The sequence below is a fragment of the Metallibacterium sp. genome (assembly GCF_054637675.1).
Genome location: NZ_JBTSRB010000005.1, coordinates 1 through 25,270, shown reverse-complemented (window position 1 = coordinate 25,270; position 25,270 = coordinate 1). Strand labels below are relative to the sequence as shown.

At 67.4% G+C, this 25,270-nt stretch carries 28 protein-coding genes and 1 pseudogene; 19 read left to right on the top strand and 10 right to left on the bottom strand.

From position 1 onward, the window contains the following. Window positions 1-71 precede the first annotated feature (71 nt). From ACYDAT_RS02885 to ACYDAT_RS02875, 3 genes and pseudogenes are all read left to right on the top strand, one after another. Window positions 72-350, top strand: a complete 279-nt coding sequence (locus tag ACYDAT_RS02885) for a ribbon-helix-helix domain-containing protein (protein ID WP_461440109.1) — start codon at window positions 72-74, stop codon at window positions 348-350. Beyond that, window positions 347-667, top strand: coding sequence for a type II toxin-antitoxin system RelE/ParE family toxin (locus ACYDAT_RS02880; protein ID WP_461448421.1), 321 nt, complete (start codon window positions 347-349; stop codon window positions 665-667). The genes ACYDAT_RS02885 and ACYDAT_RS02880 overlap by 4 nt, the downstream gene beginning before the upstream one ends. Before the next feature lie 54 nt (window positions 668-721). Further along, window positions 722-1,066, top strand: a pseudogene (locus ACYDAT_RS02875) (ATP-binding protein); the annotation flags it as partial. 18 nt (window positions 1,067-1,084) lie between these two features. Here ACYDAT_RS02875 and ACYDAT_RS02870 read toward each other — a convergent pair. The 4 genes from ACYDAT_RS02870 to ACYDAT_RS02855 all read right to left on the bottom strand — a co-directional run bounded on the left by ACYDAT_RS02870 (window position 1,085) and on the right by ACYDAT_RS02855 (window position 3,550). Next, entirely contained in the window at window positions 1,085-1,837 is a 753-nt protein-coding gene (locus tag ACYDAT_RS02870) for a M90 family metallopeptidase (protein ID WP_461448420.1), read from the bottom strand. A gap of 34 nt (window positions 1,838-1,871) precedes the next feature. Beyond that, the gene (locus tag ACYDAT_RS02865) at window positions 1,872-2,258 is read right to left on the bottom strand and encodes a hypothetical protein (RefSeq protein WP_461448419.1); all 387 of its coding nucleotides are present in this window, start codon (window positions 2,256-2,258) and stop codon (window positions 1,872-1,874) included. A 137-nt stretch (window positions 2,259-2,395) separates the two neighbouring features. Continuing rightward, window positions 2,396-2,899, bottom strand: coding sequence for a hypothetical protein (locus ACYDAT_RS02860; RefSeq protein ID WP_461440113.1), 504 nt, complete (start codon window positions 2,897-2,899; stop codon window positions 2,396-2,398). Between the two features lie 267 nt (window positions 2,900-3,166). After that, window positions 3,167-3,550, bottom strand: coding sequence for a DUF302 domain-containing protein (locus ACYDAT_RS02855; protein WP_461440114.1), 384 nt, complete (start codon window positions 3,548-3,550; stop codon window positions 3,167-3,169). 681 nt (window positions 3,551-4,231) lie between these two features. On the opposite strand from ACYDAT_RS02855, the gene ACYDAT_RS02850 reads away from it, so the two are divergent. Continuing rightward, entirely contained in the window at window positions 4,232-4,441 is a 210-nt protein-coding gene (locus ACYDAT_RS02850) for a phage integrase N-terminal SAM-like domain-containing protein (RefSeq protein WP_461440119.1), read from the top strand. A gap of 111 nt (window positions 4,442-4,552) precedes the next feature. Here the strand turns inward: ACYDAT_RS02850 and ribBA are convergent, their stop codons facing one another. The 6 genes from ribBA to ACYDAT_RS02820 form a co-directional block, all read right to left on the bottom strand. Continuing rightward, window positions 4,553-5,650 carry a bifunctional 3,4-dihydroxy-2-butanone-4-phosphate synthase/GTP cyclohydrolase II gene (gene ribBA / locus ACYDAT_RS02845; RefSeq protein WP_297922662.1) on the bottom strand — a complete coding sequence of 366 codons (1,098 nt, stop codon included), beginning with the start codon at window positions 5,648-5,650 and terminating at the stop codon, window positions 4,553-4,555. Between the two features lie 33 nt (window positions 5,651-5,683). Further along, complete coding sequence (locus ACYDAT_RS02840; protein ID WP_461448418.1) at window positions 5,684-6,184, bottom strand: hypothetical protein; 501 nt, start codon at window positions 6,182-6,184, stop codon at window positions 5,684-5,686. Window positions 6,185-6,439: 255 nt separating this feature from the next. Then, window positions 6,440-6,709, bottom strand: coding sequence for a cell division topological specificity factor MinE (minE, locus tag ACYDAT_RS02835; RefSeq protein WP_461440116.1), 270 nt, complete (start codon window positions 6,707-6,709; stop codon window positions 6,440-6,442). Window positions 6,710-6,763: 54 nt separating this feature from the next. Further along, window positions 6,764-7,576: a septum site-determining protein MinD gene (gene minD / locus ACYDAT_RS02830; RefSeq protein WP_461440117.1), complete on the bottom strand. Its 813-nt coding sequence runs from the start codon at window positions 7,574-7,576 to the stop codon at window positions 6,764-6,766. Between the two features lie 51 nt (window positions 7,577-7,627). After that, a complete protein-coding gene (gene minC, locus ACYDAT_RS02825; protein ID WP_461448417.1) occupies window positions 7,628-8,419 on the bottom strand; it encodes a septum site-determining protein MinC in 792 nt (263 codons plus the stop codon). Window positions 8,420-8,427: 8 nt separating this feature from the next. Further along, a complete protein-coding gene (locus ACYDAT_RS02820) occupies window positions 8,428-9,033 on the bottom strand; it encodes a GNAT family N-acetyltransferase (RefSeq protein WP_461439574.1) in 606 nt (201 codons plus the stop codon). 149 nt (window positions 9,034-9,182) lie between these two features. On the opposite strand from ACYDAT_RS02820, the gene ACYDAT_RS02815 reads away from it, so the two are divergent. From ACYDAT_RS02815 to hflC, 15 genes are all read left to right on the top strand, one after another. Further along, the gene (locus ACYDAT_RS02815) at window positions 9,183-10,352 is read left to right on the top strand and encodes a sensor histidine kinase (protein WP_461439575.1); all 1,170 of its coding nucleotides are present in this window, start codon (window positions 9,183-9,185) and stop codon (window positions 10,350-10,352) included. Further along, window positions 10,349-10,990 (top strand): response regulator, encoded by a 642-nt coding sequence (locus ACYDAT_RS02810; RefSeq protein ID WP_297899957.1) that lies wholly within the window; start codon window positions 10,349-10,351, stop codon window positions 10,988-10,990. The genes ACYDAT_RS02815 and ACYDAT_RS02810 overlap by 4 nt, the downstream gene beginning before the upstream one ends. A gap of 179 nt (window positions 10,991-11,169) precedes the next feature. After that, window positions 11,170-12,486 carry a polyketide cyclase gene (locus tag ACYDAT_RS02805; RefSeq protein ID WP_461439576.1) on the top strand — a complete coding sequence of 439 codons (1,317 nt, stop codon included), beginning with the start codon at window positions 11,170-11,172 and terminating at the stop codon, window positions 12,484-12,486. Between the two features lie 49 nt (window positions 12,487-12,535). After that, a complete protein-coding gene (locus tag ACYDAT_RS02800) occupies window positions 12,536-13,519 on the top strand; it encodes an ABC transporter ATP-binding protein (protein ID WP_461441227.1) in 984 nt (327 codons plus the stop codon). Next, complete coding sequence (locus ACYDAT_RS02795; protein WP_461439578.1) at window positions 13,516-14,250, top strand: ABC transporter permease; 735 nt, start codon at window positions 13,516-13,518, stop codon at window positions 14,248-14,250. The genes ACYDAT_RS02800 and ACYDAT_RS02795 overlap by 4 nt, the downstream gene beginning before the upstream one ends. After that, on the top strand, window positions 14,250-16,061 hold the full coding sequence (locus ACYDAT_RS02790) for a Gldg family protein (RefSeq protein WP_461441228.1): 1,812 nt from the start codon (window positions 14,250-14,252) through the stop codon (window positions 16,059-16,061). Before ACYDAT_RS02795 ends, ACYDAT_RS02790 begins: the two co-directional genes overlap by 1 nt. After that, window positions 16,058-17,170: a hypothetical protein gene (locus tag ACYDAT_RS02785; RefSeq protein WP_461448416.1), complete on the top strand. Its 1,113-nt coding sequence runs from the start codon at window positions 16,058-16,060 to the stop codon at window positions 17,168-17,170. Before ACYDAT_RS02790 ends, ACYDAT_RS02785 begins: the two co-directional genes overlap by 4 nt. After that, on the top strand, window positions 17,167-17,577 hold the full coding sequence (locus ACYDAT_RS02780; RefSeq protein ID WP_461448415.1) for a DUF423 domain-containing protein: 411 nt from the start codon (window positions 17,167-17,169) through the stop codon (window positions 17,575-17,577). Before ACYDAT_RS02785 ends, ACYDAT_RS02780 begins: the two co-directional genes overlap by 4 nt. A 101-nt stretch (window positions 17,578-17,678) precedes the next feature. Further along, window positions 17,679-18,329 carry a DNA-3-methyladenine glycosylase family protein gene (locus ACYDAT_RS02775; protein ID WP_461439582.1) on the top strand — a complete coding sequence of 217 codons (651 nt, stop codon included), beginning with the start codon at window positions 17,679-17,681 and terminating at the stop codon, window positions 18,327-18,329. Next, the gene (locus ACYDAT_RS02770; protein WP_461439587.1) at window positions 18,329-19,942 is read left to right on the top strand and encodes a sulfotransferase family protein; all 1,614 of its coding nucleotides are present in this window, start codon (window positions 18,329-18,331) and stop codon (window positions 19,940-19,942) included. The genes ACYDAT_RS02775 and ACYDAT_RS02770 overlap by 1 nt, the downstream gene beginning before the upstream one ends. Window positions 19,943-19,952: 10 nt before the next feature. Further along, window positions 19,953-20,930, top strand: a complete 978-nt coding sequence (gene miaA / locus ACYDAT_RS02765; protein ID WP_461448414.1) for a tRNA (adenosine(37)-N6)-dimethylallyltransferase MiaA — start codon at window positions 19,953-19,955, stop codon at window positions 20,928-20,930. Between the two features lie 75 nt (window positions 20,931-21,005). Then, a complete protein-coding gene (gene hfq / locus ACYDAT_RS02760) occupies window positions 21,006-21,269 on the top strand; it encodes an RNA chaperone Hfq (protein ID WP_461439584.1) in 264 nt (87 codons plus the stop codon). A 5-nt stretch (window positions 21,270-21,274) separates the two neighbouring features. Continuing rightward, window positions 21,275-22,564, top strand: coding sequence for a ribosome rescue GTPase HflX (gene hflX, locus ACYDAT_RS02755; protein ID WP_461448469.1), 1,290 nt, complete (start codon window positions 21,275-21,277; stop codon window positions 22,562-22,564). A gap of 240 nt (window positions 22,565-22,804) precedes the next feature. Continuing rightward, window positions 22,805-23,935 (top strand): FtsH protease activity modulator HflK, encoded by a 1,131-nt coding sequence (hflK, locus tag ACYDAT_RS02750; RefSeq protein ID WP_461448413.1) that lies wholly within the window; start codon window positions 22,805-22,807, stop codon window positions 23,933-23,935. Further along, window positions 23,932-24,795 (top strand): protease modulator HflC, encoded by an 864-nt coding sequence (hflC, locus tag ACYDAT_RS02745; RefSeq protein ID WP_461439586.1) that lies wholly within the window; start codon window positions 23,932-23,934, stop codon window positions 24,793-24,795. Before hflK ends, hflC begins: the two co-directional genes overlap by 4 nt. Window positions 24,796-25,270: the final 475 nt, after the last annotated feature.

Genomic DNA, 25,270 nt, shown 5'->3' with positions numbered 1-25,270 from the left:
CGTTCCGTCCGGGTGTTGCAAACGGACCCCGGTGTAGGATTGAATCCTGCTCGGCGACCGAGGATTCCAGCATGCGCAGCACACAACAGTTCAGCATCACGCTGACCAATGAAATGGCCGACGTGGTGAAAGCCAAGGTGGCTGGCGGCGAGTACGCGACCGAGAGCGAGGTCATTCGTGACGGCCTGCGCGCACTGCTGGCACGCGACCGTGCCATGGAGTCATGGCTTCGTGAAACAGCAGCCCCCGCCTACGACGCGATCAAGGCCGATCCATCACGCGGGATTCCTGTGGCCAAGGCGCGCGCCACGCTCGCTGCCGAGCGTCGCAAGGCTGCCGCGAAGCGGTGAAGGCCTATCCGGTCGTCATTACGCCCGAAGCGCTCGAGCAGCTTCGCGCGATCGAGCGCTACATCGCCGACGCGTCGGGTCACCCGGCAGTTGCCGAGCGTTACGTGGATGCGCTGGTGAGTTTTTGCGAGTCGCTCGATACGTTCCCGCAGCGCGGCACGCCGCGCGATGACATTCGCCTCGGACTTCGCCTCGTGCCTTATCGCGATAGTGCGGCGATCGCGTTCACGGTCGACAATGATGCGGTGGTGATCGTGGGCGTGTTCTACGGCGGCCAGAATTACGAGGCCGTCTTGCAGGATGACTTGCCAACCTGACGGAAGCCCGCCGAGGCAACCCGGAAACCACGAACCTCTCGAGAGACGCTCCTCGGCCCCGAGGGCGACCTGCTGGAACTGCTGGGCAACCTCACCGAGAACGCGTTCAAGTGGGCGCGCTCGCGCGTGCTGCTCAGCGTGCACCGCCTGCAGGAAGCCACGGCGCTGCGCGAGGGCCTCGAGATCCTCGTCGAGGACGACGGCCCCGGCATCCCGCCCGAGCGCGTCGATCGCCTGCTGCAGCGTGGCGTGCGCGGTGACGAACGCGTGCAGGGTCACGGCATCGGTCTGGCCATCGTGGTCGATCTGGTGCACGCCTATCGCGCTGAACTCAACGTGGACCGCTCCGAGGCGCTGGGCGGCGCGCGCTTCCGCCTGCGCTTTCCGCCGATTCGCTGAGCGTCGTGATGACGTTGCTCAGTCCGCTTGCGGCCGCGGTGGCGTGCCATACAGGCCGGTGAGCAGGCGCGCCACCTCGGGCGCGGCCTGCGCGAGTTGCGCCGGCTGCGAGAAATGCATTTCGCTGGTCACCGCGAAATACTCCTCGGGATTGGTGGCGGCATAGGCGTTGATCGGGCTGTGCTGGCCATTGTCGAGCTGGCGCTGCAATTGATCGAACGCGCGCTGGAACGCATCCATCCACACGTGCCGCGACAGCCCGGCCGGCAACGCCGGCACGCCGTCCATGGCGCCGTCGAGCTGATCGAGCTTGTGCGCGATCTCGTGCACGACCACGTTGAAGCCATCATGGGGATGCGCCAGATCGTGGCTGATGCTGGCCCACGACAGCACCACCGGGCCGCGCGCCCAGGCTTCGCCGATCAGCGTTTCGTCCTGCTCGGAGATCACGCCGGTGCTGCGATCCTGGTGCGGATGGCGCACGCGAAACTCGCCCGGATACACGATCACCTCGCGCCAGCCGTGCAGCGCGGCGAAACCCAGTTCCAGCACCGGCAGGCAGGCCTGCTGCGCGATCAGCAGACAGCGCAAGTCGTCGAGTTGCGCGCCGGCCTCGGCGCTGAAGCGCTTGTGCGCCAGAAACTGCGCGCACAGCGCGCGCAGGCGCGTTTGTCGCGCGGCATCCAGCGCCGCGGACAAGGGCGCGGCGGCGAGCGCGTCGCGCCAGATCGAATCGGGAATCTCGCGCGCCGATGTCAGTCGTGCGCGCAACGCGGCGAGCCAGCCGCCCAGCGTGATGGCCCGGCTACTGAATCGAGCCGGGCAGCAGCGACTGCCAGCTCAGCGCCGGCCGCGCGCGCAGCGGTTGCGCGGGCGCGCGGCTGTTCGCCTCAGGCAGACGCGCAGCGCCATCACCCGTGGCATCGCCGCCCGCGGCGCGTGTCGGCACGGGTTGCGCTGGGGCCGGGGGTGCGCGACGCGCGGCGGCCGGCGCGCGCGCCGCGGCGCGCACCGGCGGCGTATTGACGCGCGTGTCGGATACGCTCGGCGCGGCAGGTAGCAGGTTCTCGCCCGTCGCGGCCGGCTTGGCGCGTTCGCCGCCCAGCAAGGGCAAGCCATCGGCCGCCTGTGCGCACGCGCACGCGGCCACAGTGCTCAGCAGCAAACCAGCGAACAGGGCAACAGCCTTCATGCGTGTGCTCCGTACCAGCGTCAAGTGTGGCATCCTCGCAAATAAACGCGTGGCGTGCCAGCGAAGGGCCGCATCGGCGTCGAGAAGCGGTGTTGGAGCTCGCCTCGGCGAAGGCGCCAGGGCGCATCGTGGCTGGATCATTCCAGTTTTCGGTCTTCGCTTTTCGCCTGGGCCATTGCTTCGGGTTCCAGTTCCTCGGCGTAGCGATTCAGCCGTATGAAAACACCCCAGGCGGCAAGGAGTACACCAGCGGCGATCAATATGCTGGCCGCGTATACCAATTGCGTCGAGTTCTCATGTGCGGCGCGGAAGGTGGCAACGAGTCCCTCGATGGCGATCGCGACCACGATCACCACCATGAATCGGGACAAGAAGCGGCGTACGCGAGTAGGTCCGCTGATATGCGCATCGCGCATCACTTCTTCTTCGGCGATTGTTTGGGAAATCTGCAGCGCCACGACTGCGGCAGCGAGCAGGCCTATCGCCTCGATGATCTGCTGCGCGGCAGCTCGGTTCAGACCACCGAAGAACGCTACCCATGCTTCCTTCGTGGCGATGGCGATGAGCATGAGAGCCGCGCAGGCAAACAGGGCTGCCATGCACCCGTGGACGATCGAGAACGCACGCATCAGCATTTTCATTTGCATCTCCTGACACAACAGCAGTGAATTGGTTTTCCTGATTCGCGGCGAAGTTCCGCAGCTAAAAGCCCCTCTCCCGCCGGGAGACGACCAACGGAGGTCCCCAAGGGAGGGATTGGGGCGAGGGTTCTGGGCTTGCCTTGCCTTCGCGCCGCGCAAGACCAGTTGCTCATCCGGCGCTGCGCGCCACCTTCCCTCAGGGACTTCCGTTGGTCATCTCCGGGGGGAATGGAATACAAGCTGGACTTCAGCACGAATCAGGAATATTTATTTTGCCTCGTCAACCATCAGCATGGTCTTTTCCTCGACCTCTTTGGCAACTTGAACCAACGCTGCATTCTGAGATAGCGCCAAAAGCATTGGCACGGGCTTGATAAGGCCGATCTTTGTTTTGCCTTGCTCCGTAAATACCGAGATACGACACGGCAACGCCATGTTCAGACGCATATCGGCAGACAAAACTTTTGCCGCCTGCCCCGGATTGCAAACTTCAAAAACCTTGCACTCTTCATCAAATACAATGCTTTTACCGCGAAGTGTGGTCCCCAAGTCGTGGACATGCAGTACCCCGAAACCATGACGCATAACCGCTGATTCAAGGTCTGACGACGCTTGGTTGAATGATTTATTGGTTTCAACGATGTAATACATTGAATCACCCCGATCTTTGTGGTTGATACATAACGCCCGAATCAAGCGGCGCGCGACTTTTCACGCGTCCACTTGCAGGAGTTAGACGCCTATATTGAGCCAGACATAGACACCCGGTGCAGCGCCAATGGGAAACCCAATAAGCCAAAGGGTGTCGATAATTCGAGAAATTATCACACCGTAGCTCTTGCCTTCCTTTGCGCCCTTGGCCGCATACCAATGAGCAATGCCTATGTGAAAAGGCCCAACCCGACTAGACCTATGGCAGCATCCTCTCCGCCACGAATTATGGTCAGTAGGCCTATGAGAAGCATGATGACTGCGAATGCTGCAAATGCCAGGAAGAACACCCAGTGAAGGCGATAGAGCCCAGGATTAAGTGGTGTAGTTATCATGATGCAGGGCCTCCTACGCCCAACTAGAAGTAGACCCCACATCCGGGGTGTTGCACGGCATCGTCCGCTCCTCCTGACATGCTGTCAAGCTTGGTTCCTATGCTCAATCAATCAATGCCTTGCCCGACTGCACGTGCGTTTCGCCGCGACCCGATTGCGCCGCATATCTAATCTAACGAATCGGTGGGCGTAATGGTTTAATAGTTTACGCAGGCGAAAGTGGGGGTGTATCGGAGCATAGGCAGAAGCCGCAACAATCGCGCCTGCTTGACGAGGTTCGCCGACGATTGCGGTTCAAACATACAGCTTGCGCACTGAGCGGGCTTATGTGGCGTGGATACGCCAGTTCATCTTGAGCAGCAGCAAACGCCACCCGCGCAGGATGGGGCATCCGAGGCCGAGCGGTTTACGTCTGATCTCGCGGTGCGTGCCCGTAGCGAGTCGCTGGATGACCAGCTTCGCTGTTGTGAAACGCTTCCCGCTTTCGCGGGAATGACGGCCTCATTAGAAGAGCCGTGCGCAATCAGAACCGTGCGCAACCACGGCGCGGGTGGCGTGCGCAGCGCAGCCCGCTGGATCGGGTGGGCTGAGCGCGCAGTGTGGGTGCTCACGCGTTGAGATACTCCACCACTTCCAGATCGAAGCCGGCCAGACCCACCAGCTTGCGCGGGGTGCCGAGCACGCGCAGGCGGCGCACGCCGAGGTCGGCGAGGATTTGCGCGCCCTGGCCAAGCTGGCGCCATTCCTGTTGCGCGGCCTGGCGGCTGGTGTCGTGCGGTGCGGGGCCGTGCAGGCGCTGCAGCAGGGCGTCGGCGCTGTCGTCGCCGGCCAGCACCACCACCACGCCGCGACCCTCGCTGGCGATGCGGCGCAGCGCGGCGGTCAGGGTCAGGCCCAAATCCTCGCGCACCAGGTGCAGCACGTCGGACAGCGTGTTGCGCGCATGCACGCGCACCAGCACCGGGCTGTCGCCGGCGACTTCGCCGCGCACCAGCGCGAAGTGCAGGCTGCGGCGCAGCAGGTCGCGGTAGGCGATCAGTTGAAACGCGCCGAATTCGGTTTGCAGCGGCGCGGCGTAGGCGCGCTCGATGGTTTTCTCGGTGGCCAGGCGGTAGCGAATCAGGTCGGCGATGGTGCCGATGCGCAGGCCGTGCTGGCGCGCGAAGGCTTCCAGTTGCGGGCGCCGCGCCATGCTGCCGTCGCTGTTGAGGATCTCGACCAGCACGCTGGCCGGCTCCAGCCCGGCCAGCCCGGCCAGATCGCTGGAGGCTTCGGTGTGCCCGGCGCGGGTGAGCACGCCGCCAGGCTGCGCGGCCAGCGGAAAGATGTGGCCGGGCTGGGCCAGATCCTCGGCGCGCGCGCCGCCGCGCACGGCGACTTGCACGGTGTGCGCGCGGTCGTAGGCCGAGATGCCGGTGGTCACGCCCTCGGCGGCCTCGATGGACACGGTGAAGTTGGTGTGGTGCGACGAGGTGTTGTCGCTGACCATCGGGCGCAGGCCCAGTTGCCGGCAGCGCTGCTCGGTGAGCGCCAGGCAGATCAGGCCGCGGCCCTCGCGCGCCATGAAGTTGATGTCCTCGGGGCGCACTTTCTCTGCGGCCATGATCAGGTCGCCCTCGTTCTCGCGGTCCTCGTCGTCGACCATGATCACCATGCGCCCGGCACGGATGTCGTCGAGGAGGTCGGGGATGCTGTCGAAGGCCATGGTGCGTGTCGCCGCGCGGGGAGAACGGCGATTTTACGCCGCGCCGTGTGGCGGCGGTTCGCGGTCGGGTGGTTCGGCGGCGATGAGGCCGCGCGCGATCAGCAGTCGGCGCGCCTCGCTGGCGTCCTGCTCGAACCAGGCGCGCGCGCTGCCAAGGCGAAAGCTGTAGCCCCAGGCGTCCATGTCGGCCTGCATGCGCGCGCGGCCGACACCGGGCAGGGCATCGGCCAGCACGATTTGCAGATAGCAGGTGGCGTCCTCTTCCTCGATCGAGTCGGTGGCGTCGGTGTGCACCTGCGCGCGGCGCGCGGGCGACAGCACGATCAGGTGGCAGGCCTCGTGCAGCAGCGAGTGCACGGGCGTATCGGGGCGCGCATGCACGCGCGTGCCGATCACGCCGGCCTCGCACTCGCCCCAGTAGCTGCCGGGAATGGCCGCGCCGGGCGCGACTTCGACCAGTTGCAGTCCGTGACGCGCCAGCAGCGCGTGCGGCGCAGCGAAACCGAGATCAGATAGAAGCAGGACGGAGGGCATGCAGTAGCTGCAACGACAGGTGAGATGTGGCCGAACAGCCGTATGCGTGGAGTATCAGACTCTTGATCGAGTACCGAGTACCGAGTACCGAGTTCTCTCACGTCGTCATGCCCGCGCAGGCGGGCATCCAGTTGCAAACCACACGACAGCGGACTGGATCCCCGGTTCGTGCTGCGCGCGCCCGGGGATGACGAGGATGATGCGGCTCCGCGCGACGGTGGGGGTCCACACCCGAGTCCCGAGTTCCGACGAGTGTCAGGTCGTCGCGCCCGGCTTGTGCTCGGGCAGCGCCACGGACAGCTCCAGCACCTCGTGCTCGCCGTCGCGCTCGACCTGGATGTTGATCGCGTCCAGATCGACGTGCACGTATTTGCGGATCACCGCCAGCAGTTCGGTGCGCAGCATCGGCAGGTAGTCGGGCGTGTTGCGCGAGGAACGTTCCTGCGACACGATGATGCGCAGGCGTTCCTTGGCGATGCTGGCGGTGTTCTTGGGGCGCGCCCTGAGGAAATCGAGTATGCCCATGTTCAAGCCCTCCACCGCGAGCCGGTGGCGCGGACGGATGTGGTCACCATGGCCTCAGCTCCCGAACATGCGCTTGAACAGGCCTTTCTTCGCCGCCTCGGTGAAGCGCATCGGGCGCTCCTCGCCGAGCAGCCGCGCGATGGCATCGACGTAAGCCTGGCCGGCCTTGGAAGTCTCGTCGAGGATCACCGGCACGCCCTGGTTGGAGGCGCTGAGCACGCTGTCGTGCTCGGGGATCACGCCGAGCACCGGCAGGCCCAGCACTTCCTCGACATCGCCGATGCTGAGCATCTGCCCGCTGCCGACGCGCTCGGGGTTGTAGCGCGTCAGCAACAGATGCGCGGGCACGCCGCCCTTGCCGTTTTCGGCGTGGCGCGTCTTGCTGGACAGCAGGCCGAGGATGCGGTCCGAGTCGCGCACGCTGGACACCTCGGGGTTGACTACCACCAGCGCGCGATCGGCGAAGTACATGGCCAGAAACGCGCCTTTCTCGATGCCGGCCGGCGAGTCGCAGACGATGTAGTCGAAGCCGTCGGCCTTGAGTTCATCGAGCACGCGGCCCACGCCGTCCTGGGTCAACGCCTCCTTGTCGCGCGTCTGCGAGGCCGCTAGTACGTACAGGTTGTCGTGGCGCTTGTCGCGGATCAGCGACTGCTTGAGCGTGGCTTCCTGGTGAATGACGTTGACGAAGTCGTACACCACGCGCCGCTCGCAGCCCATGATCAGATCGAGGTTGCGCAGGCCCACGTCGAAATCGATGACCGCGATTTTCTTGCCCTGCATGGCGAGGCCGGTGGCCAGCGATGCGCTGGTCGTGGTCTTGCCCACCCCCCCCTTGCCGGAGGTGACGACGATGGTTTCGGTCAAAGCATTGTCTCCCGTGTCGCGATGAACATGGTTTGTCGATGGATCGCGCGGCTAGCGATCCAGCCGCGCGATCAGCAATTTTTCCCCTTCCAGCCAGCATTGCACAGCGCGGCCTTCGAGGTCATCGGGAATTTCCTCAAAGGTGCGATAGCGGCCGGCGATGGACACCAGTTCGGCGTGGAAGGACTGGCAGTAGATGCGCGCCTGTTGGTTGCCGCCGGCGCCGGCGAGGGCGCGGCCACGCAGGCTGCCGTAGATGTGGATGCTGCCGTCGCTGATCACCTCGGCGCCGGCGGCAACGTTGGCGGTGACCACCAGATCGCGCGCCTCGGCGTACACCTGCTGGCCCGAGCGCACCGCCTGGGCGTGGTGCAGAGTCGGGGCGCTGGCGGTGGCAGGGCTGACGACGGCGGCTGGCGCGACTTCGGCTTCAGCCGCGCGTGCGCGGTGCGGCGTGGGCGTGGGTTCTGGCGCCGACGCTGCGGCGGTGTTTGCTTGCGCGGGTTCGTAGGCGGCGCGGAACTTGGCGATCAGCGGCAGGTTCAGCGCCTCGGCCAAAGCTTCGATGTGACGGGTGCCGTAGGCCAGCGCCACGGGCAGCATGCCGGCGGCGCGCACCGCATCGAGCAGGGCGGCGGTGGCGTCGCGGTCGATGTCCTGTGGCAAATGGCCGAGATCCAGCACCACGGCGGCGCGCGCGAACAGTTGCGGCGCCTTGTGCACGCGCTCGGCCAGCGCGGCCTGCAGCGCGGCAGGATCGTTGCGGGTGACGCGCACGTTGGCGATGCCGACCTGGCCGAAGCGCAGGTCGCACATGCTGTCCGCCGCGGGTTTGGCCGCCATGCGCGCGCTCAGGCCTGCGCCGCAACGCGCTGTGCCGTGCGCGCCGGCACGTCGCGGCTGCGCAGCCAGGGCAGGTCGGGCAGGCCGCCTTGCGCCAGATAGGTATCGCGCACGAACGCGAAGCTGCACAATTCCTTACCCAGCAGGCTGACGCGGCGCTCGACGCCAGGCATCAGTTGCTGGCCCAGCTCGCGGAAACCGTAGGTGCCGTGGAACAGCACCAGGGCGTCGTTGGGCGGCTCCAGGAATACCTCGCAGGCCAGCAGCGGCACACGTACCTCGGCGTGGCTGTGCACGTCGGCGTAGAACACGCGCCCGAGGCCGTGGCCGCGCATGTTGCCGGCGATCACCACGCGGTCGATGTAGACGAAGGCCGGATGGCGTTCGGCGAACCAGCGAAAGTTGGGGCTGTCGTGTGCGGCGTGCTCGCGGAAGGCGATCAAAAATCCGGCGGCGTGGCCGTCGACCTCGGCGATGCGGAAGTAATCGGCGTTGTCGTATAAGCGCCGCAGGCGCTCGCCGTCCAGCGGCAGGATGCTGGGGCCGGCGGCGTTGTTGATCGCCAGCACGGCGTCCAGATCGTTCTCGCAAGCTTCGCGCAGCGCCAGACTCATGCCGTACTCCCGGTGATGCGGGGCCATTGTTGCGCCCGGCGACGCGGCATTATCGCATGCGATCCGGTGCCGCCAAGTCGCGCTGCCGCGAGCGCCCGTGCATGCCGTGCCGCTTGCCATGCGCGTGTGCGCGTGCATGAATGCCTCGCATGCGTTGGCCCGCCATCAATCACACCCGCCTGCTGCGGTATACGGGCCTGTTCACTTATCTGTGCACGGGCATTCCGCTGCTGCGCGTGGATTGGACGCTGGAGCGCGTCAGCGGGCTCAGTCATCCTGATATCGGGCTGGTACTGCTGCTGCTGAGCTACGTGCTGTTCGGCATCGTGTACTGGCTGCTGACGTGGCGCCTGGGTTCGCGTCGGCATCCGGCGCTGAAGATTCTTGGCCTCGGCGTGCTGACCGCCACCGCCATCGGCGTGGGCTGGTTCAGTCACAGTGGGCTGTCGGCGCTGCTGCTGGTGGTGGTGGCGGTGGTGTTGCCGTGGACGCTGCCGCTGCCGATCGGCATTGCCTGGCTGGTGTTGCAGAATCTGGCGCTGATTCCCGTGTTCGTCGGTTTTCCCGGCTTCGGCTGGGGCACGGCGACGCTGCAGGCGGCGCTGTATCTGGGCTTCGCCACGCTGATGTTCGTCACCTCGATGGTGGCGCGGCAGCAGGACGATGCGCGCGAGGAACAGCGCCGGCTCAACTCCGAATTGCGCGCCACGCGCGCGCTGCTGGCCGAATCCAGCCGCATCGGCGAGCGCATGCGCATCGCGCGCGAGCTGCACGATCTGCTGGGTCATCACCTCACCGCGCTGACCTTGAATCTGGAGGTCGCCAGCCACCGCGTGGCGGCCGCGGAAGTCGGCCCGGTGCGCCAGGCGCAGGCCATCGCCAGGCAATTGCTGGGCGATGTGCGCGAGGTGGTCAGCGAGCTGCGTCAGGGCGAGGCGCTGGATTTGAGCCAGGCGCTGCGCAGCCTGATCGAGGGCGTGCCGACCCTGAAGGTGCATCTGGACTTGCCGCCGGCATTCAGCGTGGATGAGCCGCAGCGCGCGCAGGTGCTGCTGCGCACGGTGCAGGAGATCCTCACCAACACCGCGCGCCATGCCGGCGCGCGCAATCTGTGGCTGAGTTTCAGCCGCACCGAAGCGGGCGAGTTGAAGCTGGATGCGCGCGACGATGGTCGTGGTGCGGGTACGATTCGACCCGGCAACGGCCTCAACGGCATGCGCGAGCGCCTGGCCGCGGTCGGCGGGCGGCTGCTGATCAGCGCCGAGCCCGGCCGCGGATTCGCGCTCTCGGCGTGGCTGCCCATGGAGAAGTCCCTATGATCAACGTGTGTCTGGTGGACGATCAGACCCTGGTGCGCCAAGGCATTCGCTCCCTGCTGGATCTGGCCGACGACATCCGCGTGGTGGCCGAATGCGGCGATGGCCCGCAGGCGCTGGAAACCATCCCCAAGCTGCGCCCGGACGTGGTGCTGCTGGACATGCGCATGCCGGGCATGAACGGCATCGAGGTGCTGCAGGCGCTGGCCGCCAAGAATGCGCTGCCGCCGACGGTGATCCTGACCACGTTCGATGACGATCAACTGGTGCTGGCCGGGCTCAAGGCCGGCGCGCGCGGTTATCTGCTCAAGGACGTGTCGCTGGAGCAACTGGTCGAGGCGGTGCGCACGGTGGCTGCGGGCGGCTCGCTGGTGTCGCCGGTGGTGACGCAGCGGCTCAAGGCCGGGATCGAGCGCATGGGCACGCAGTTCCAAAGCCTGGAGCAGCCCGATCCGCTGACCGAGCGCGAAACCGAGATCCTGCGCCTGATGGCCGGCGGCTACAGCAACAAGGAAATCGCCAACTCGCTGGCCGTGGCCGAGGGCACGGTGAAAAACCACGTCTCCAACATCCTGTCCAAGCTGGGCGTGCGCGATCGTACGCGCGCGGTGCTCAAGGCGCTGGAGCTGGGTATCGTCTGAGCGCGGCGGCGTCCGCCCGCCGCATGCCGCGCGCGACGCATCGCGCTGCGCCGCGGATGGCGTTCGCTATATCTTGCCGTTACCATCTGCCTTTCGGCTGTGGGTCATGGTGCCCGCGGCTGTTTGCCCAACCCGCCGGAGCACCAAGCCCGGCCCCGAAGGCTGCGGAGACTGTCCGAATGATGCGTGCTCTTGAAATCATCGTCGCCCTGCTCATGGTCGCGATCCTGTACCTCGTGGTCGGGGTGGTGATGCCGGACCACGGCTCCACCTCGCGCTCGGTCGAGGTCAGCCACGACTTCCGTCAGGTTTACGACATCCTCAGCAATTTCCGGCGCTTCCCCGATTACGGCGTGCTGCGCGCCTACGATCCCAACACCCGGTTCACGTTTTCCGGCCCGGCTTATGGCGTGGGCGCCGAGACGAGCTGGACCAGCAAGAACCGCAAGGTCGGTGGCGGTTCGCTGACCATCACCAAGGACGCGCCCGGTGCCAGCCGGGTGTCGACCCTGGGCAGCGCCGAAATCGTTTGGGCGCTCAAGAACGGCTGGGACGGACACAACAAGCGCATCATCATCGAGCTGGAGCGCTCCGGTAGCAGCGAGCGTCTGGTCAAGGTGACCATGCGCTACAAGGTCGATTATGGCTGGAACCTGATCGACCGCTACTCGCGCCTGTACATCCACGGCGAGCCGGCGGCGTTCGTGCAATACACGCTGGGCAATCTGCAGAACGTGCTGGCCTCGATCCCCAACGTGTCCTACAACGACTTGCAGCCCAGCATCGTGGTGACCAAGCCGCAGGCCGTGCTGTTCGTGTCCACGCGCGCCAAGCGCACGCTGGGAGATGTCACCATCGCCACGCAGAAAGCGCTGACCGAAATCGATGCGGCGATGAAAAAGCTGGGCGTGACCCAGGCCGGCCCGCGCATCACCATCACCACCGATTACGGTGACCAGTACTACGTGTTCGACGTGGCCGTGCCGATCAATACCAGCACGCTGACCGTGGCCGGGCAAAGCTACGACCTGACCCAGCCTGGCCAGGCGGTGGCATCCACCGGCGCCAGCGCGGCCGCCCCCGGCACCTGGGAGAAGAACGGCGCGCTCGTGGTCGATGGCAACGTCTCCGCGCGCATGGCTTTTGGCGGCAAGGTGCTGGAAGCCGACATGCAGGCCAGCCCGGCCAGCTTGCCGCTGATGCGCCTGAATCTCGAGGCCTATGCGCAGACCCACGGCTACGCTTTCGATCCCAACACGCATCGCCCGTACGACGTGGTCACGAACGCAGTCGATCCGAACACTGGCATGGGTGGCTACAAGGTGTTCCTGCCGTTGACGTGGGCGCCGGATGCGGTGCCGGGCCAGAGCGCGCAGCCAGCCGCTGCCGGCAGCGCGGCGCCAGCGATCGTGGCCAGCATCGCGGTTGGCGCCTCGGCGAGTGCTCCCGCCAGTGCGGCCAGCGTGACACCGGCGGCCGCGGCCACGGCCGGCTGATCCGCCGCGGGTTGATTTTCGTCGTGCACATCCCGGGTGCTTCCGTTGCATGCGGGAGCGCCCTGTGCGCGGCGCGCAGGGCGCGATTGGCGACATGATCGAAGCCGAATCCCTGCAACGCAGTTTTGGCGCGCGCCGCGCCGTGCGAGGGTTGAGCCTGAGTGTGCGTCCGGGGCAGATTCTCGGCCTGCTCGGACCCAATGGCGCCGGCAAAACCACCACCTTGCGCATGCTCGCCGGCGCGCTGGCGCCGGATGCCGGCGTCGCGCGCATCGGCGGCCACGACGTGCAGCGCCAAGCGCTGGCGGCACGGCGCGTGCTGGGCTATCTGCCCGAGGGCGCGCCGCTGTATGCGGAAATGAGCGTGCATGCGCTGTTGATGTTCGTGGCGCGCATACGTGGCCTGCGCCGCGCGCATCTGGCGCAGCGCTACGAAAGCGTGGTGCAGGCGCTGGAGCTGGAAAACCTGCTGGCGCAAACGATTGGCACGCTGTCCAAGGGCCAGCGCCGCCGCGTCGGGCTGGCGCAAGCCATCCTGCACGATCCACCGGCGCTGATCCTCGATGAGCCCACCGACGGACTTGATCCCAACCAGCAGGCCAGCGTGCGCGAGCTGCTGCGCGGTTTGGCGCGCGAGCGCGCGATCATCGTCTCCACGCACCTGCTCGAGGATGTGCCGCAGTTGTGCAATCGCCTCGCGCTGCTGGTGCGGGGGCGGCTGCTGGCCGACACCACGCCGGCCGAGTTCGTGGCGCGCTCACGCTATCGCGGCGCGGTGAGTTTCACCGCGCCGGCCGCCGGCCCGGTACGCGCCGCGCTGGGCCTGCTGCCCGAGGTCGATACAGTCGAGATCGACGCGCTCAGCGGGCGCGTCACCGTGCTGCCCAAACCCGGGCGTGAACTGCTGCCCAGGGTGCAGACACTGCTGGCCAGTTATCAGGTGCAGCCGCGTGAACTGGTGCTGGAGGCCGGGCGCATGGACGATGTGTTCCGCAGCATGACCGAGACCGACGCCGGCGAGGCCATGACATGAGCGGCCTGCGCGCGGTGCTGGGACGCGAGCTGTATGCCTATTGGGCCACCCCAGTGGCGTGGCTGTTCCTGATCGTGTTCCTGCTGCTGGCCGGTGTGTGCACGTTTTTCCTGGGCGATTTCTTCCCGCGCGGGCAGGCCGATCTGACCGCGTTCTTCGATTTCGTGCCGTGGCTGCTGCTGGTGCTGGTGCCCGCGGCGAGCATGCGTCTGTGGGCCGAGGAACGCCGTGGTGGCACTTTTGAGTTGTTGCTGACACTGCCGCTGACGCCGCTGGCGGCGATGCTGGGCAAGTTTCTGGCGGCGTGGCTGTTCGTGGCGCTGGCGCTGATGCTGACCTTTCCGCTGTGGCTGACGGTGAACTACCTTGGTCATCCGGACAACGGCGCCATCCTGGCGGCCTATCTGGGCAGCATGCTGCTGGGTGGCGCGCTGCTGGCGGTGGGCACCTGTCTGTCCGCGGCGACGCGCAATCAGGTCGTGGCCTTCATGCTCAGCCTGGTGGTGGGGCTGGCCTACCTGCTCAGCGGTGCGCCGCAAGTGCAAGACGCGCTGGCGCCGCTGTTGCCACCGGGCGTGGTGCAAGCGCTGTTCGAGTTCAGCATGCTGGCGCACTTCCAGCACATCGCGCGCGGCGTGCTGGATCTGGGTGATGTGCTGTTCTTCGTGGTCACCATCGCGGTCTGGCTGTGCGCCGGTGCGCTGCTGCTGAAACACGTCGAGGCTGATTGATGCGCGTGCTTGCATCCACGCGCGGCTTGCGCCTCGTGCTCGCGCTGCTGGCGCTGGCCTTGCTGTATGTGGCCGTGGTGCAGGTCGGCACGCGGCTGCTGGGCGGGTGGCGGATCGATCTCACCCGGGATCGCATCTACACCCTGGCGCCGGGCACGCGCGCCATCGCGCGTTCGCCGCGCGAGCCCGTGCAACTGACTCTGTATTTTTCGCGCCACGCGGCGCGTGATCTGCCGCAACTGCGCGCGTATGCGCGGCGCGTGCAGACGCTGCTGCGCGAAGTCGCGCGCGTTTCGCGGGGACGTGTACGCTTGGCGCTGGTCGATCCGCGGCCGTATTCCGAAGCCGAGGATCGCGCGCTGGCCGCCGGCCTCAGCGCGCTGCCGGTGGGACCGGAGGGACAGCGCGTGATTTTCGGTCTGGTCGGCACCAATGCCACCACCGGCATCGCCGATATTCCGTTCCTGCAGCCGGACAAGGAGGCTTTTCTCGAATACGACGTGGCGCGTCTGATCCACGAGCTGGTCACCCCGCAGCGACCGCTGGTGGGGCTGATCAGCGGCCTTCCGGTGGAGGGCACGCCGGGCAGCGCGGACGTGCCAGGATTGCCACCGTGGACGACATTTCAGCAGCTCGGGCAACTGTTCCGCGTGCAGCCGCTGGATGGGCGCACGCTGACCGCGATTCCCGCCGCGGTGCGCGTACTGCTGCTGGTGCAGCCGGACATGCTCAGCGCCGGTGCGGTACAGGCGATCCGCGCGTTTCTGCTGCGCGGCGGGCATCTGGCGCTGTTCATCGATCCCGATCCGGAAACCCTGCCGCCGGCGCGGGCCGTGGCCAGCGCGCAAGCCAGTTGGCGCGCATTGCAACCCTTGTTCGCGGAGTGGGGCGTGAGTTTCGACCCGGATCGCGTCGTGCTTGATCCGACCCTGGCGCGCAGCGTTGCGCTGCAACCCGGCATGGTGCCGGCGCCCGACCCCGCGGTGCTCGGGCTGGGCCGTGCCGAGCTCAGCCACGACGATGTGATCACCGCCGGCCTGCGCAGCATCAATGTGTCCACCGTCGGCAGCTTCGAACAAACCGAGCACGCGCGGTTGCGTCTGGTGCCACTGCTGCAATCCAGCGGTGATGCCGGCAGCGCCTCGGTGCAGCGCGTGCTGGATACGCCCGATCCGCAGGCGCTGCTGGACAATTTGCGTCAGGCGCGCGGCCGCTATGTGCTGGCCGCGCGCCTGACCGGCGCGCTGGCACCGGGCGCGCAGCAGGCCGATATCGTGCTGGTCGCCGACACCGACCTGCTCAGCGACCGGTTGTGGGTGCAGTTGCTGCCGTTCTTTGGTCAGACGCTGACCAGTCCATTCGCCAACAACGGCGATTTCTTCCTCAACGTGGTCGACAACCTCAGCGGCTCCAGTGCGCTGATCTCGATCCGCGGCCGCGCCGTGGCGGCACGCCCATTCACGCGCCTGCGCGTGTTGCGCGCCGAGGCCGAGCAGGCGTTCCGCGAACGCCGTCTGGCCTTGCAGCAACAACTCGATGCTGCCGAGCAACGTCTGCTGGAGATCGAGCAGGCGCGCAGGGCGGCCGGCGCCAGCATCGGCCTGCATGAGGCCGGGTATCGCGCCGCCAGCGAGCAGCAGCGCGAGATCCGCAACGAACTGCGGCGCATCGAACGCGATCTGGATGCGCGCATCCTGCGCCTGCAGTGGCACATCGAGACGCTGGATATTTTCCTGTTGCCGGCGCTGATCGCCTTGTTCGGCCTGCTGCTGGCAGCGTGGCGGCGCTGGCGTGGGAACATGGCGACATGAGCTGGCGCGCGCTGGGTGCACTGTTCGCGGTCGTGCTGCTGTTGCTGCTGCTGGATGCATTCGGCCCCGGCCGCCACGCGCCGCTGCCTTCCGCGGGTGTGGCCGGACAACTGCTGCTGCCGCGATTGGCCGCCAACACCGGGCGTGTCACGCGCATCGAAGTACAGCCGGCGCGAGGCGCCAGCGTAAGCCTGCTGCGCAGCACGCGCGGTTGGTGGGTGCGGCAGCTCGGCGCGCCGGCCGATGCCACGCTGGTGCAGAACTGGCTGGCGCGGCTGGCGCGCGCGCGCATTCTCGAGGCCAAGACGCGTCTTGCCGCGCAGTATGCGCTGCTCGGCGTGGCCAATCCCGGCCTGCCGGGCGCCGGGCTGGTATTGCAACTGTCCAGCCCGCAGGCCTTGCCGCAGTTGCTGATCGGCCGCTACGACGCGCGCCAGGAAGGCACCTTCGTGCGCCTGCGCGGGCACGCGCAAAGCCTGCTGGTCGCGGGTGATGTCACGCCGCCGAGCCGTGCGGTGGACTGGATGCAGCATCCACTGCTGTCGCTGCCCGCCAATGCAGTGCTGCAGATCGACCTGATCGGTCCGGGCGGCGCGCGTTTCCTGATCGATCGCAGCCTCGATGGCGCGCCGCGCGTGGTGACGGCACCGCGCGGTCTGCGTCAGCCTCTGGCGCTGGGTTCGCTGCTGTTGGGCATCTTCGATGGCCTGGATTACAGCGGCGTGTATGCGCGCATCGCCACGCCGCCGCGGGCATTGCAACTGCGCGCGCTGCTCAGCGATGGCAGCCTGCTGACGCTGAGCGCATGGCGCGGCCAGGATGGCCATGCGCTGGGCAATATCGGCATTCAGGCGCCGGTCGGTGGCCTGCCGCCCGAGGCCGCGGCCGGATTGGCGCGCACCGCTGCGCGCGTGCAGGCGCACACCTGGCAACTGGCGCCGGGCACCTGGTCGTTGCTGCGCGACGCGCTGGATGCCAAGGCCACGCGGCTGCCGCCCGCGCTGCCCGTCACGCCGTCGTCTGCGGCGTCGAGCCGGACACCCGCGCAGGCGGCGTTGCGGCCGCCACCCACCGCGGCCGCATGGGCGGCCTTGCGCGGCACACCATGAGCGAACAGGCGCACCCATCCGCCGCGGCGCGCGCGCCGAGCAGTCGCTTCGAGGCCTGGGCCGTGGCCGTTTTCGGCGCCAGTGCGGTGGCGCTGGGCGCGCTCGGCGCGCACGCGCTGCAAGGTCATCTATCCGCGTCGCTGCTGGCGGTGTGGCACACCGCGGTGGAGTACCAGTTCTGGCATGCGCTGGCGCTCGCGCTGGTGATGCTGGCAGCGCCCGCTGGCCGCGCGCGGCAAGTGGCGCGCAACGCGTTGATGCTGGGCATGCTGCTGTTCTGCGGCAGCCTGTACGCGCTAGCGCTGGGCGCGCCGCGCTGGATTGGGCTGATCACGCCGTTCGGCGGCGTGGCCTTGATCATCGGTTGGCTGGCGCTCGGTGCCGCGTGTTTGCGGCGCCAAGGCTGAGCACGGCGCAGCTTGCCTGCGGCGCCCGGCTTGAGCGCAGTATGAGCTGCGGCGACAATCACGCTGGCCCGCCGCTTGCAGCGCGCACCGGGGATGGCAACATGACGATACGCACGTCGCGCGGGTTCGATCTGGCAGTCGCGCATGCGCACCTGCGCCGCAGCGATGCGCGCCTGGCGCGCTGGATGCGTCGCATCGGTCCGCTTGAATTCGATTTCAGCGCGCGCTTCAACAGCGTCGACGCGCTGGCGCGCTCGATCCTGCACCAGCAATTGTCCGGCAAGGCCGCGGCCACGATCACCGCGCGCGTGGTCGCGCTGATGCCACGCGCGCAGATCAGCGCGGCGGGGCTGGATGCGCTGCCGGATGAAGCGTTGCGCGCCGCCGGGGTTTCCGGCAACAAACTGGCGGCGCTGCGCGATCTGGGCGCACGCGCGCAGGCCGGTGCGATTCCCGGCGCAACCGCGCTGGAACGCATGAGCGATGCGGCCATCATCGAGGCGCTGACGCCGGTGCGCGGCATCGGCCGCTGGACCGTGGAGATGCTGCTGATGTTCCGCCTCGGGCGCCCGGATGTGCTGCCGTTGGACGATCTGGGCGTGCGTCAGGGCGCGGCGCTGGTCGATGAACTGGACAGGCCGCCCAGCGCACGCGCGCTGGCCCAGCGTGGTGCCTGCTGGGCGCCGTACCGCAGCCTGGCCGGGTTTTATCTGTGGCGCGTGGTCGCGCACGCACGTGGCAAAAGCGCGTGATGGATAGCAGCGCGCTGCTGACGACGTTTCGCGGCGACAGTCAGCGTCTGGGCGTGGGCGGTGCCTACGACAACTTGTTGCGCGCGCTGCTCGCCGCCTTGCCGCGCGCGGACGACTGGTCGGCGCTGGTGCAGGGCTTGCTGCAGCAGCAGGCCGCGGGCGCCGCCATCGCGCTGGCTGAGCAGGGCTTGCAGCGCCACCCCGAACAGATCGAGCTGCGTTATCTGCTGGGCAACGGCCTGCGCATGGTCGATGAACGGCACGCCGCCGAGCGCGAGTTGCGCGCGGTGCTGGCGGTGCAGCCGACGCACGCCGGCGCGGCGGCTTCACTGGCGCATTTGCTGCGCAGCGAAGGGCGACTGCAGGCGGCGGCACAGGTGGCGCTGGACTCACTGCCAGCGTTGCCGACCGACGCGCAGTGGCGCGATGCGCTGGCATTCATGCGCGAATGCGACGATGCGCGTGCTGCGCTGGATCTCACCCGGCGTGCACTCAGGCAGATGCCCGAGGATGGTGGGATGCACGCCGCCGCCGGCGAGCTGGCGCTGGAGCTGGGCCGCTTCGAACAGGCGCGCGTGCATTTGCGCCGCGCGCTGGCCATGCAGCCGCAGTTCGCCTCGGGCTGGTTGCGGCTGGCCGCGGCGCACCGCTTCCAGCAGCTCGACGAAGCCGATGCGCGGTTGATCGAGCGGGCCGCGCACGCATCCGATCCGTCCAGCGAGGCCGGCATCGCCGCGCGCTTCGCCTGGGCCAAGGTGCTGGCCGATGTCGGCGCGTTCGATCAGGCCGTGCCGCAGCTGCGCGCCGCCAACGCGGCCATGCGCCCGCGCGTGGAGTGGTCGGCGCGTGGCTTCGATGCCTTCGTGCAGCGCCAGATCGTGCAGCCCGCGCCACCGCCGCAAGCGCAGCGGCTGGGCTTTGCCCCGGTGCTCATCGTCGGCTTGCCGCGCACCGGCACCACGCTCACCGCCAGTCTGCTGGCGCGGCATCCCGAGGTGCGCAATCGCGGTGAGCTGAACTGGCTGGCGCAACTGGCCTTGCACGTCGAAACCGGCGGCCGGCAGGTCGCGCAGATGCGCGAATCCGCGACGCTATACGCGGCGCAACTGCGCCGCGACGATGCGCCGGCGCGCGTGATCGTGGACAAAAACCCGCTCAACTTTCGTCATCTGGGCATGGCCGCGGCGCTGCTGCCCGGGTTGCGCGTGATCCATTGCCAGCGCGGCGCGCGTGCTACCGCGCTGTCGATTTATCGGCAGATGTTCGCGCATGAGGACAACGGCTATGCCTACGATTTCGCCGACATCGCCGCGTTCGCGCGCGGCGAGGCGCGGCTGATGCGACACTGGCGCGCCACGCTGCCGGTGCCTTTCTACGCACTGGATTACACGCGTCTGGTCAGCGACACCGACGCGGTGCTGGCCGAGTTGCATGCGTTTCTCGATCTGCCCGAGGCGGCCGTTGGCGCGGCGTCAACGGCGCCCGAGTCGATCCGTACCGCCAGCGTCTGGCAGGCACGGCAGAAAGTGCATCGTGATGCGCTCGATGCGTGGAAGCCCTGGGCGCCGTATCTGCCGGAGCTGCTGGATACGATTCCCGAGTCGTGGGCGTGAGTGGCGGCGCATGAGCAAGGCCGGTGCCGCGCTACCGCCCGCGATCTTCCTGATGGGTCCCACCGCCAGCGGCAAGACCGCGCTGGCCTGTGCGCTGGCCGAGCGCTTTCCACTGGCGCTGATCAGCGTCGATTCGGCGCTGGTGTATCGCGGCATGGATATCGGCACGGCCAAGCCCGACGCGGCCACGTTGGCGCGCTACCCGCACGCGCTGCTGGATGTGCGCGACCCGGCGCAGCCTTACTCGGCCGCCGAATTCCGCGCCGATGCGTTGCGCGAGATGCAGGCCGCGCAGGCGGCCGGGTGCGTGCCGCTGCTGGTCGGTGGCACCGGCTTGTACTTTCGCGCGCTTCAGCGCGGTCTGTCGCCGCTGCCCGAGGCCGATCCCGCGCTGCGCGCGCAGTTGACCGCCGAGGCCGCCGCGCGCGGCTGGCCGGCGCTGCATGCGCGCCTCGCCGCGCTGGATGCAGCGGCCGCGCAACGTATCCGGCCCACGGATACGCAGCGCATCCAGCGTGCGCTGGAGGTGATCGCGCGCAGCGGCGAGCCGCTCAGCGTGTTGCAGCAGCGCGGTGGTGAAGCCTTGCCGTGGCGCGTGCTGAAGCTAGTGTTGCTGCCGCAGGATCGCGCAGCGCTGCGTCAGCGCATCGCGGCGCGCTTTGATGCGATGCTGGGCGCAGGTTTTCTGGATGAGGTGCGGCGCCTGCGCGCGCGCGCCGACTTGCATGCCGAGTTGCCGGCCTTGCGCGCGGTGGGTTATCGTCAGGCTTGGGCGTATCTGCGTGACGCGACCGATTTCGCCGAGTTCCGCATGCAGGCCATCCACGCCAGCCGGCAATTGGCCAAGCGTCAGCTCACCTGGCTGCGCGCCGAGGCCGACATTCATGCGCTGGAGCCGTTTGCCGCTGATCTGCTCGCGCGCGCCGCGGCGCTGGTGCATGACTTTCTTGGCGCCACAGATCGCGGCAGCGCCGCAGGCTTGCGTTAAACTCGCGGCGTTGGGTCGGGACCGTCGCCGGTGCGACGTGCTCTTTTGGCCGACCCGCGTGCGAGGGGTAGTCAAATGTCCAAAGGACAATCGCTGCAGGATCCATTTTTGAACGTATTGCGCCGCGAGCGCATTCCGGTGTCGGTGTACCTGGTCAACGGCATCAAATTGCAGGGCACCATCGAATCGTTCGACCAGTTCGTGGTGCTGCTGCGCAACCAGGTCAGCCAGATGGTTTACAAGCACGCCATCTCCACCGTGGTGCCGTCGCGCGCGGTGCGCGTAGGCAACGAAGATGACGCCGAGAGCGCGTCCGAAGCACAGGACGACAAGACCTGAAAACCCTGTTCGAACGCGGCAAGAAAGGCGAACGCGCGTTGCTGGTGCTGCCGCACGCGCGCAACGGCAGCGATGCCGAAGCCGACGCGCGCGAGTTCGAGGAACTGGCGCGCTCGGCCGGCGCGGAAGTGCTGGAACGCATTGGCGCGCGCGTCGATGCGCCCAATCCGCGCTTCTACATCGGCAGCGGCAAGGCCGACGAAATCAAGGCCCTGATCGCGGCACTGGACGCCAATCTGGTGCTGGTCGATCACGCGCTCAGCCCGGTGCAGGAGCGCAATCTCGAAGCGCATCTTGGCGTGCGCGTGGTCGATCGCGCCGGGCTGATCCTGGACATCTTCGCGCAGCGCGCGCGCTCGCACGAAGGCAAGCTCGAAGTCGAGCTGGCGCAACTCAAGCACCTGGCCACGCGCCTGGTGCGCGGCTGGACCCATCTCGAGCGCCAGCGCGGCGGTATCGGCATGCGCGGCCCTGGCGAAACCCAGCTCGAAACCGACCGCCGCCTGCTCGGCGAGCGCGTCAAGCAACTGCAGCGCCGGCTCGACAAGGTGCACACGCAGCGCGGCCAGCAGCGCCGCGCGCGCCTCGATGCCGGTGTGTTGCGCGTGGCGCTGGTCGGTTATACCAACGCCGGCAAATCGACCCTGTTCAACGCACTGACCAGCGCGGATGTTTACGCCGCCGACAAGCTGTTCGCCACGCTCGATCCCACCGTGCGCCGCATCGTGGAACTGGGTTGCGGTCCGGTGGTGCTGGCCGATACGGTCGGTTTCGTGCGCAAGCTGCCGCACGATCTGGTGGCCGCGTTTCGCGCCACGTTGGCCGAGGCGCGCGACGCCGATCTGCTGCTGCACGTCACCGACGCCGCGGATCCCGAGCGCGAGCAGCACATCCGGGTGGTCAACGAGGTGCTCGAGGAAATCGGCGCCGGCGCGGTGCCCCAGTTGCAAGTCATGAACAAGATCGATTTGCTGGATCGGCAGCCGTCGCTGGATCGCGATGGCGCCGGTGATGCGCAGCGCGTGTGGCTGGCCGCGGCGCGCGAGTCTGGGCTGGATCTGCTGCGCAGCGCGCTGGGTCAGCGCCTGGGCGGCGCGCGCGTGCGCGGCGAGCTGCATCTCGATGCGCACGCTGGACGCCTGCATGCGCGGCTCAAGGTGCTGGGCGCGCTCGCCGCGGAGCACTTCGACGACCGCGGCTGGCATTTGCAGATCGACGCGCCGCGCAGCGTGCTGGAGCCGCTACGCGCCCAGGCTGGCGCCGCGCTGAATGCGCTGCTGGGGCCGCTGCCGTGAACCTGATCTTTCGCCGCGCGCGCCGGCAGACGCGCGCAGGCTGCTAAAATGCCGCGGCTGCGCGACGCATGCCCTTGGGGACATGCGCGGCGCGCGCCGCCTGGTGATGCTGCATCGCTTCCCGCGCAGGGTTCTGTGCGGCGTCGAACCCGAGCAGCACGGCGGCTTCGATTGCGTACGCTGGTGCAGCCTGTGCGCGGTGTGCGCAGCCCTGAACATTCATCTGACGAGTGACACGACATGGCCTGGAATGAGCCCGGCGGCGGCCAACGCGACCCGTGGGGACGCGGTACTGGTGGCGGTAAAGGCCCCGATTTGGAGGCCTGGCTGAAGCGTCTGCGCCAGCGTCTCGGCAATTTTCGCGGCGGCGGTGCCGGCGGCGTGGGCACGATCATCGTCGCCCTGCTGCTGGCCTGGCTGCTGTTCGATTCGTGGGCCGTGATCAATGCCAGTCAGGTTGGCGTGGTGACGCGCTTCGGCGCCTATGATCGCACCCTGCCACCCGGCTTCCATTTCGTGCTGCCGCGGCCGTTTGAAAACGTGCGCAAGGTCGACATGACCTCGGTGCGCTCGGTCTCGGACAAGATGCAGATGCTGACCAAGGACGAGAATATCGTGCAGGTCGATTTCAACATCCAGTACCAGGTCAACAACGCCGAGCAGTATCTGTTTTCCATGCAAGATCCGGACGAGGCCGTGCGTCAGGCCGCCGAGGCCGCGGTGCGGCGCGTGGTCGGCGCCAGCACCATGGATACGATTCTGTCCGGCGAGGGCGCGGCCATGGTGGCGGCCACGCAACAGTCCCTGCAGCAACTGCTCAACAGCTACAACACCGGCATCACCATCACCGAGGTCAATTTCCAGAACATTTCGCCGCCGGCCGAGGTGAAAGCCGCGTTCGACGACGTCAACAGGGCGCGCGAGGACAAGCAGCGCATCGAGGACGAGGCCAAGGCCTACGCCAGCAAGATCCTGCCCGAGGCGCGCGGCAACGCGGCGCGCATCGTCGCCAGCGCGCAGGCCTACGAGATCACGCGCGAGGTGCGCGCGCAAGGTGATTCGCAGCGTTTCCTGGCCATGCTCAAGGAATACCGCGCCGCGCCCGCGGTGACGCGCAAGCGCCTGTGGCTGGAAACCATCGAACAGGTCATGGCCGCCAACACCAAGGTGGTCGATGAGGGCACGGGCCGCAACTTGATCTATTTGCCCTTGCCGCACCCCAGCGCGCCCGCGCCGACCACGCCCACGGCGCTGTTGCCGGGTGTGGGCGCTGAATTGCAAGCGCCCGCGGCAAGCAGCAGCTCGGCGGCTGCGTCGCAAAGCACGGTTCCGATCACCTCGGCCGGCAGCACGCAGGGAGGTCAGTCATGAGCAAGCCCATCCTCATCGCCATCGCCGTGTTGCTGGTGCTGCTCGGCTACAACAGCATGTTCACCGTGCGCCAGGATCAGTCGGCGCTGCTGCTGCAGTTCGGGCGCATCGTGCGCAGCGACTACAAACCGGGTCTGCATTTCAAGCTGCCGTTCGTGCAGGAGGACGTGAAATTCGACAAGCGCATTCTTACCCTCAATGCGCAGCCGGAGCGCTACTTCACCGCCGAAAAGAAAGTGGTCAACGTCGATTTCTACGTGAAGTGGCGCGTGGCCAATCCGGCGCTGTTCTACCAGTCCACCGCGGGTAGCGAGACCCAGGCCGAGGCGCGCCTCAGCCCCATGGTCAAGGACGCGTTGCGTTTCGAGTTCAGCGCGCTGCCGCTGGATGAGCTGGTGTCGGGTGGCCGCAACGATGTGACCAAGCGCGTGCGCGATCAGGCCAATACCTCGGCCATGCGCACGCTGGGCGTGCAGATCGTCGATGTGCGCATCAAGCAGATCGATCTGCCCGAGTCGGTCAGCGAGTCGGTATTCAAGCGCATGAGCGCCGAGCGCATGAGCCTGGCCAACGCGTTGCGTTCCAGCGGCGAGGAAGCCGCCGCCAAGATTCGCGCCGACGCCGACAAGCAGGCGCAGGTGCTGGTGGCGCAAGCCGATAGCCAGGCCTCGGAGCTGCGCGGTCAGGGTGACGCGCAGGCGGCTGAGACCTACGCCAAGGCCTACGGTCAAGACCCGAAATTTTTCGTCTTCTACCGTTCGCTGGAAGCCTACCGGCGCAGTTTCGGTCAGGGCCATGGCGTGCTGCTGCTGAAGCCCAATTCCGAGTTCCTGCACTACTTCGACGCGCCGGGTCAGTGAGTTGAACGCCGCACAATCTTCAGCCCCGATGGGGCCGGAACCGTTGTGCGCGCGGCATTGATCGCCGCGATCTGTTTTCCCCCTTTTGCCACAGGGGTGAGTCAGCGCGCCCATGATCTTCCGCGGGCAGATCATGGGCTGGCGAACGCCCGAGCGCCGTGCGTGAGGGTCGGGACAAGAGCCTGTCCTGAGCCTGCCGTAGGATGGCGCCCAGCGCCGGATGGGTTCGGAGCGACGCGGCGATCAGCATGCTCCACTGAAGTCTCGGCCGACGCCGTATCCTCACCCCAACCCCTCCCTTAGGGACTTCCGTTGGTTCGTCCCTTAGGGACTTCCGTTGGTCGTCTCCCGGTAGGAAAGGGGCTCACATCTGAACTTCAACGCGCATCAAATCGAGAACGTCATGGGTAAATCCGTAGTCATTCTGGGCGCCCAATGGGGGCGAGTGCCCGCGCTTGCGAACTGCTGCGGATAG

Excerpts from the sequence above, each read along its gene's own strand:
- ACYDAT_RS02815 (WP_461439575.1), top strand. The coding sequence starts at position 9,183 with ATGCGTTGGCCCGCCATCAATCACACCCGCCTGCTGCGGTATACGGGC.
- ACYDAT_RS02800 (WP_461441227.1), top strand. The coding sequence starts at position 12,536 with ATGCGGGAGCGCCCTGTGCGCGGCGCGCAGGGCGCGATTGGCGACATG.
- ACYDAT_RS02840 (WP_461448418.1), bottom strand. The coding sequence starts at position 6,184 with ATGCCCTCCGTCCTGCTTCTATCTGATCTCGGTTTCGCTGCGCCGCAC.
- miaA (WP_461448414.1), top strand. The coding sequence starts at position 19,953 with ATGAGCAAGGCCGGTGCCGCGCTACCGCCCGCGATCTTCCTGATGGGT.
- minE (WP_461440116.1), bottom strand. The coding sequence starts at position 6,709 with ATGGGCATACTCGATTTCCTCAGGGCGCGCCCCAAGAACACCGCCAGC.
- ACYDAT_RS02855 (WP_461440114.1), bottom strand. The coding sequence starts at position 3,550 with ATGTATTACATCGTTGAAACCAATAAATCATTCAACCAAGCGTCGTCA.
- ACYDAT_RS02860 (WP_461440113.1), bottom strand. The coding sequence starts at position 2,899 with ATGAAAATGCTGATGCGTGCGTTCTCGATCGTCCACGGGTGCATGGCA.
- ACYDAT_RS02810 (WP_297899957.1), top strand. The coding sequence starts at position 10,349 with ATGATCAACGTGTGTCTGGTGGACGATCAGACCCTGGTGCGCCAAGGC.
- hfq (WP_461439584.1), top strand. The coding sequence starts at position 21,006 with ATGTCCAAAGGACAATCGCTGCAGGATCCATTTTTGAACGTATTGCGC.
- ACYDAT_RS02775 (WP_461439582.1), top strand. The coding sequence starts at position 17,679 with ATGACGATACGCACGTCGCGCGGGTTCGATCTGGCAGTCGCGCATGCG.
- ribBA (WP_297922662.1), bottom strand. The coding sequence starts at position 5,650 with ATGGCCTTCGACAGCATCCCCGACCTCCTCGACGACATCCGTGCCGGG.
- ACYDAT_RS02795 (WP_461439578.1), top strand. The coding sequence starts at position 13,516 with ATGAGCGGCCTGCGCGCGGTGCTGGGACGCGAGCTGTATGCCTATTGG.
- ACYDAT_RS02780 (WP_461448415.1), top strand. The coding sequence starts at position 17,167 with ATGAGCGAACAGGCGCACCCATCCGCCGCGGCGCGCGCGCCGAGCAGT.
- ACYDAT_RS02790 (WP_461441228.1), top strand. The coding sequence starts at position 14,250 with ATGCGCGTGCTTGCATCCACGCGCGGCTTGCGCCTCGTGCTCGCGCTG.
- ACYDAT_RS02885 (WP_461440109.1), top strand. The coding sequence starts at position 72 with ATGCGCAGCACACAACAGTTCAGCATCACGCTGACCAATGAAATGGCC.
- hflC (WP_461439586.1), top strand. The coding sequence starts at position 23,932 with ATGAGCAAGCCCATCCTCATCGCCATCGCCGTGTTGCTGGTGCTGCTC.
- ACYDAT_RS02865 (WP_461448419.1), bottom strand. The coding sequence starts at position 2,258 with ATGAAGGCTGTTGCCCTGTTCGCTGGTTTGCTGCTGAGCACTGTGGCC.
- ACYDAT_RS02820 (WP_461439574.1), bottom strand. The coding sequence starts at position 9,033 with ATGAGTCTGGCGCTGCGCGAAGCTTGCGAGAACGATCTGGACGCCGTG.
- ACYDAT_RS02770 (WP_461439587.1), top strand. The coding sequence starts at position 18,329 with ATGGATAGCAGCGCGCTGCTGACGACGTTTCGCGGCGACAGTCAGCGT.
- hflK (WP_461448413.1), top strand. The coding sequence starts at position 22,805 with ATGGCCTGGAATGAGCCCGGCGGCGGCCAACGCGACCCGTGGGGACGC.
- minC (WP_461448417.1), bottom strand. The coding sequence starts at position 8,419 with ATGGCGGCCAAACCCGCGGCGGACAGCATGTGCGACCTGCGCTTCGGC.
- ACYDAT_RS02785 (WP_461448416.1), top strand. The coding sequence starts at position 16,058 with ATGAGCTGGCGCGCGCTGGGTGCACTGTTCGCGGTCGTGCTGCTGTTG.
- ACYDAT_RS02805 (WP_461439576.1), top strand. The coding sequence starts at position 11,170 with ATGATGCGTGCTCTTGAAATCATCGTCGCCCTGCTCATGGTCGCGATC.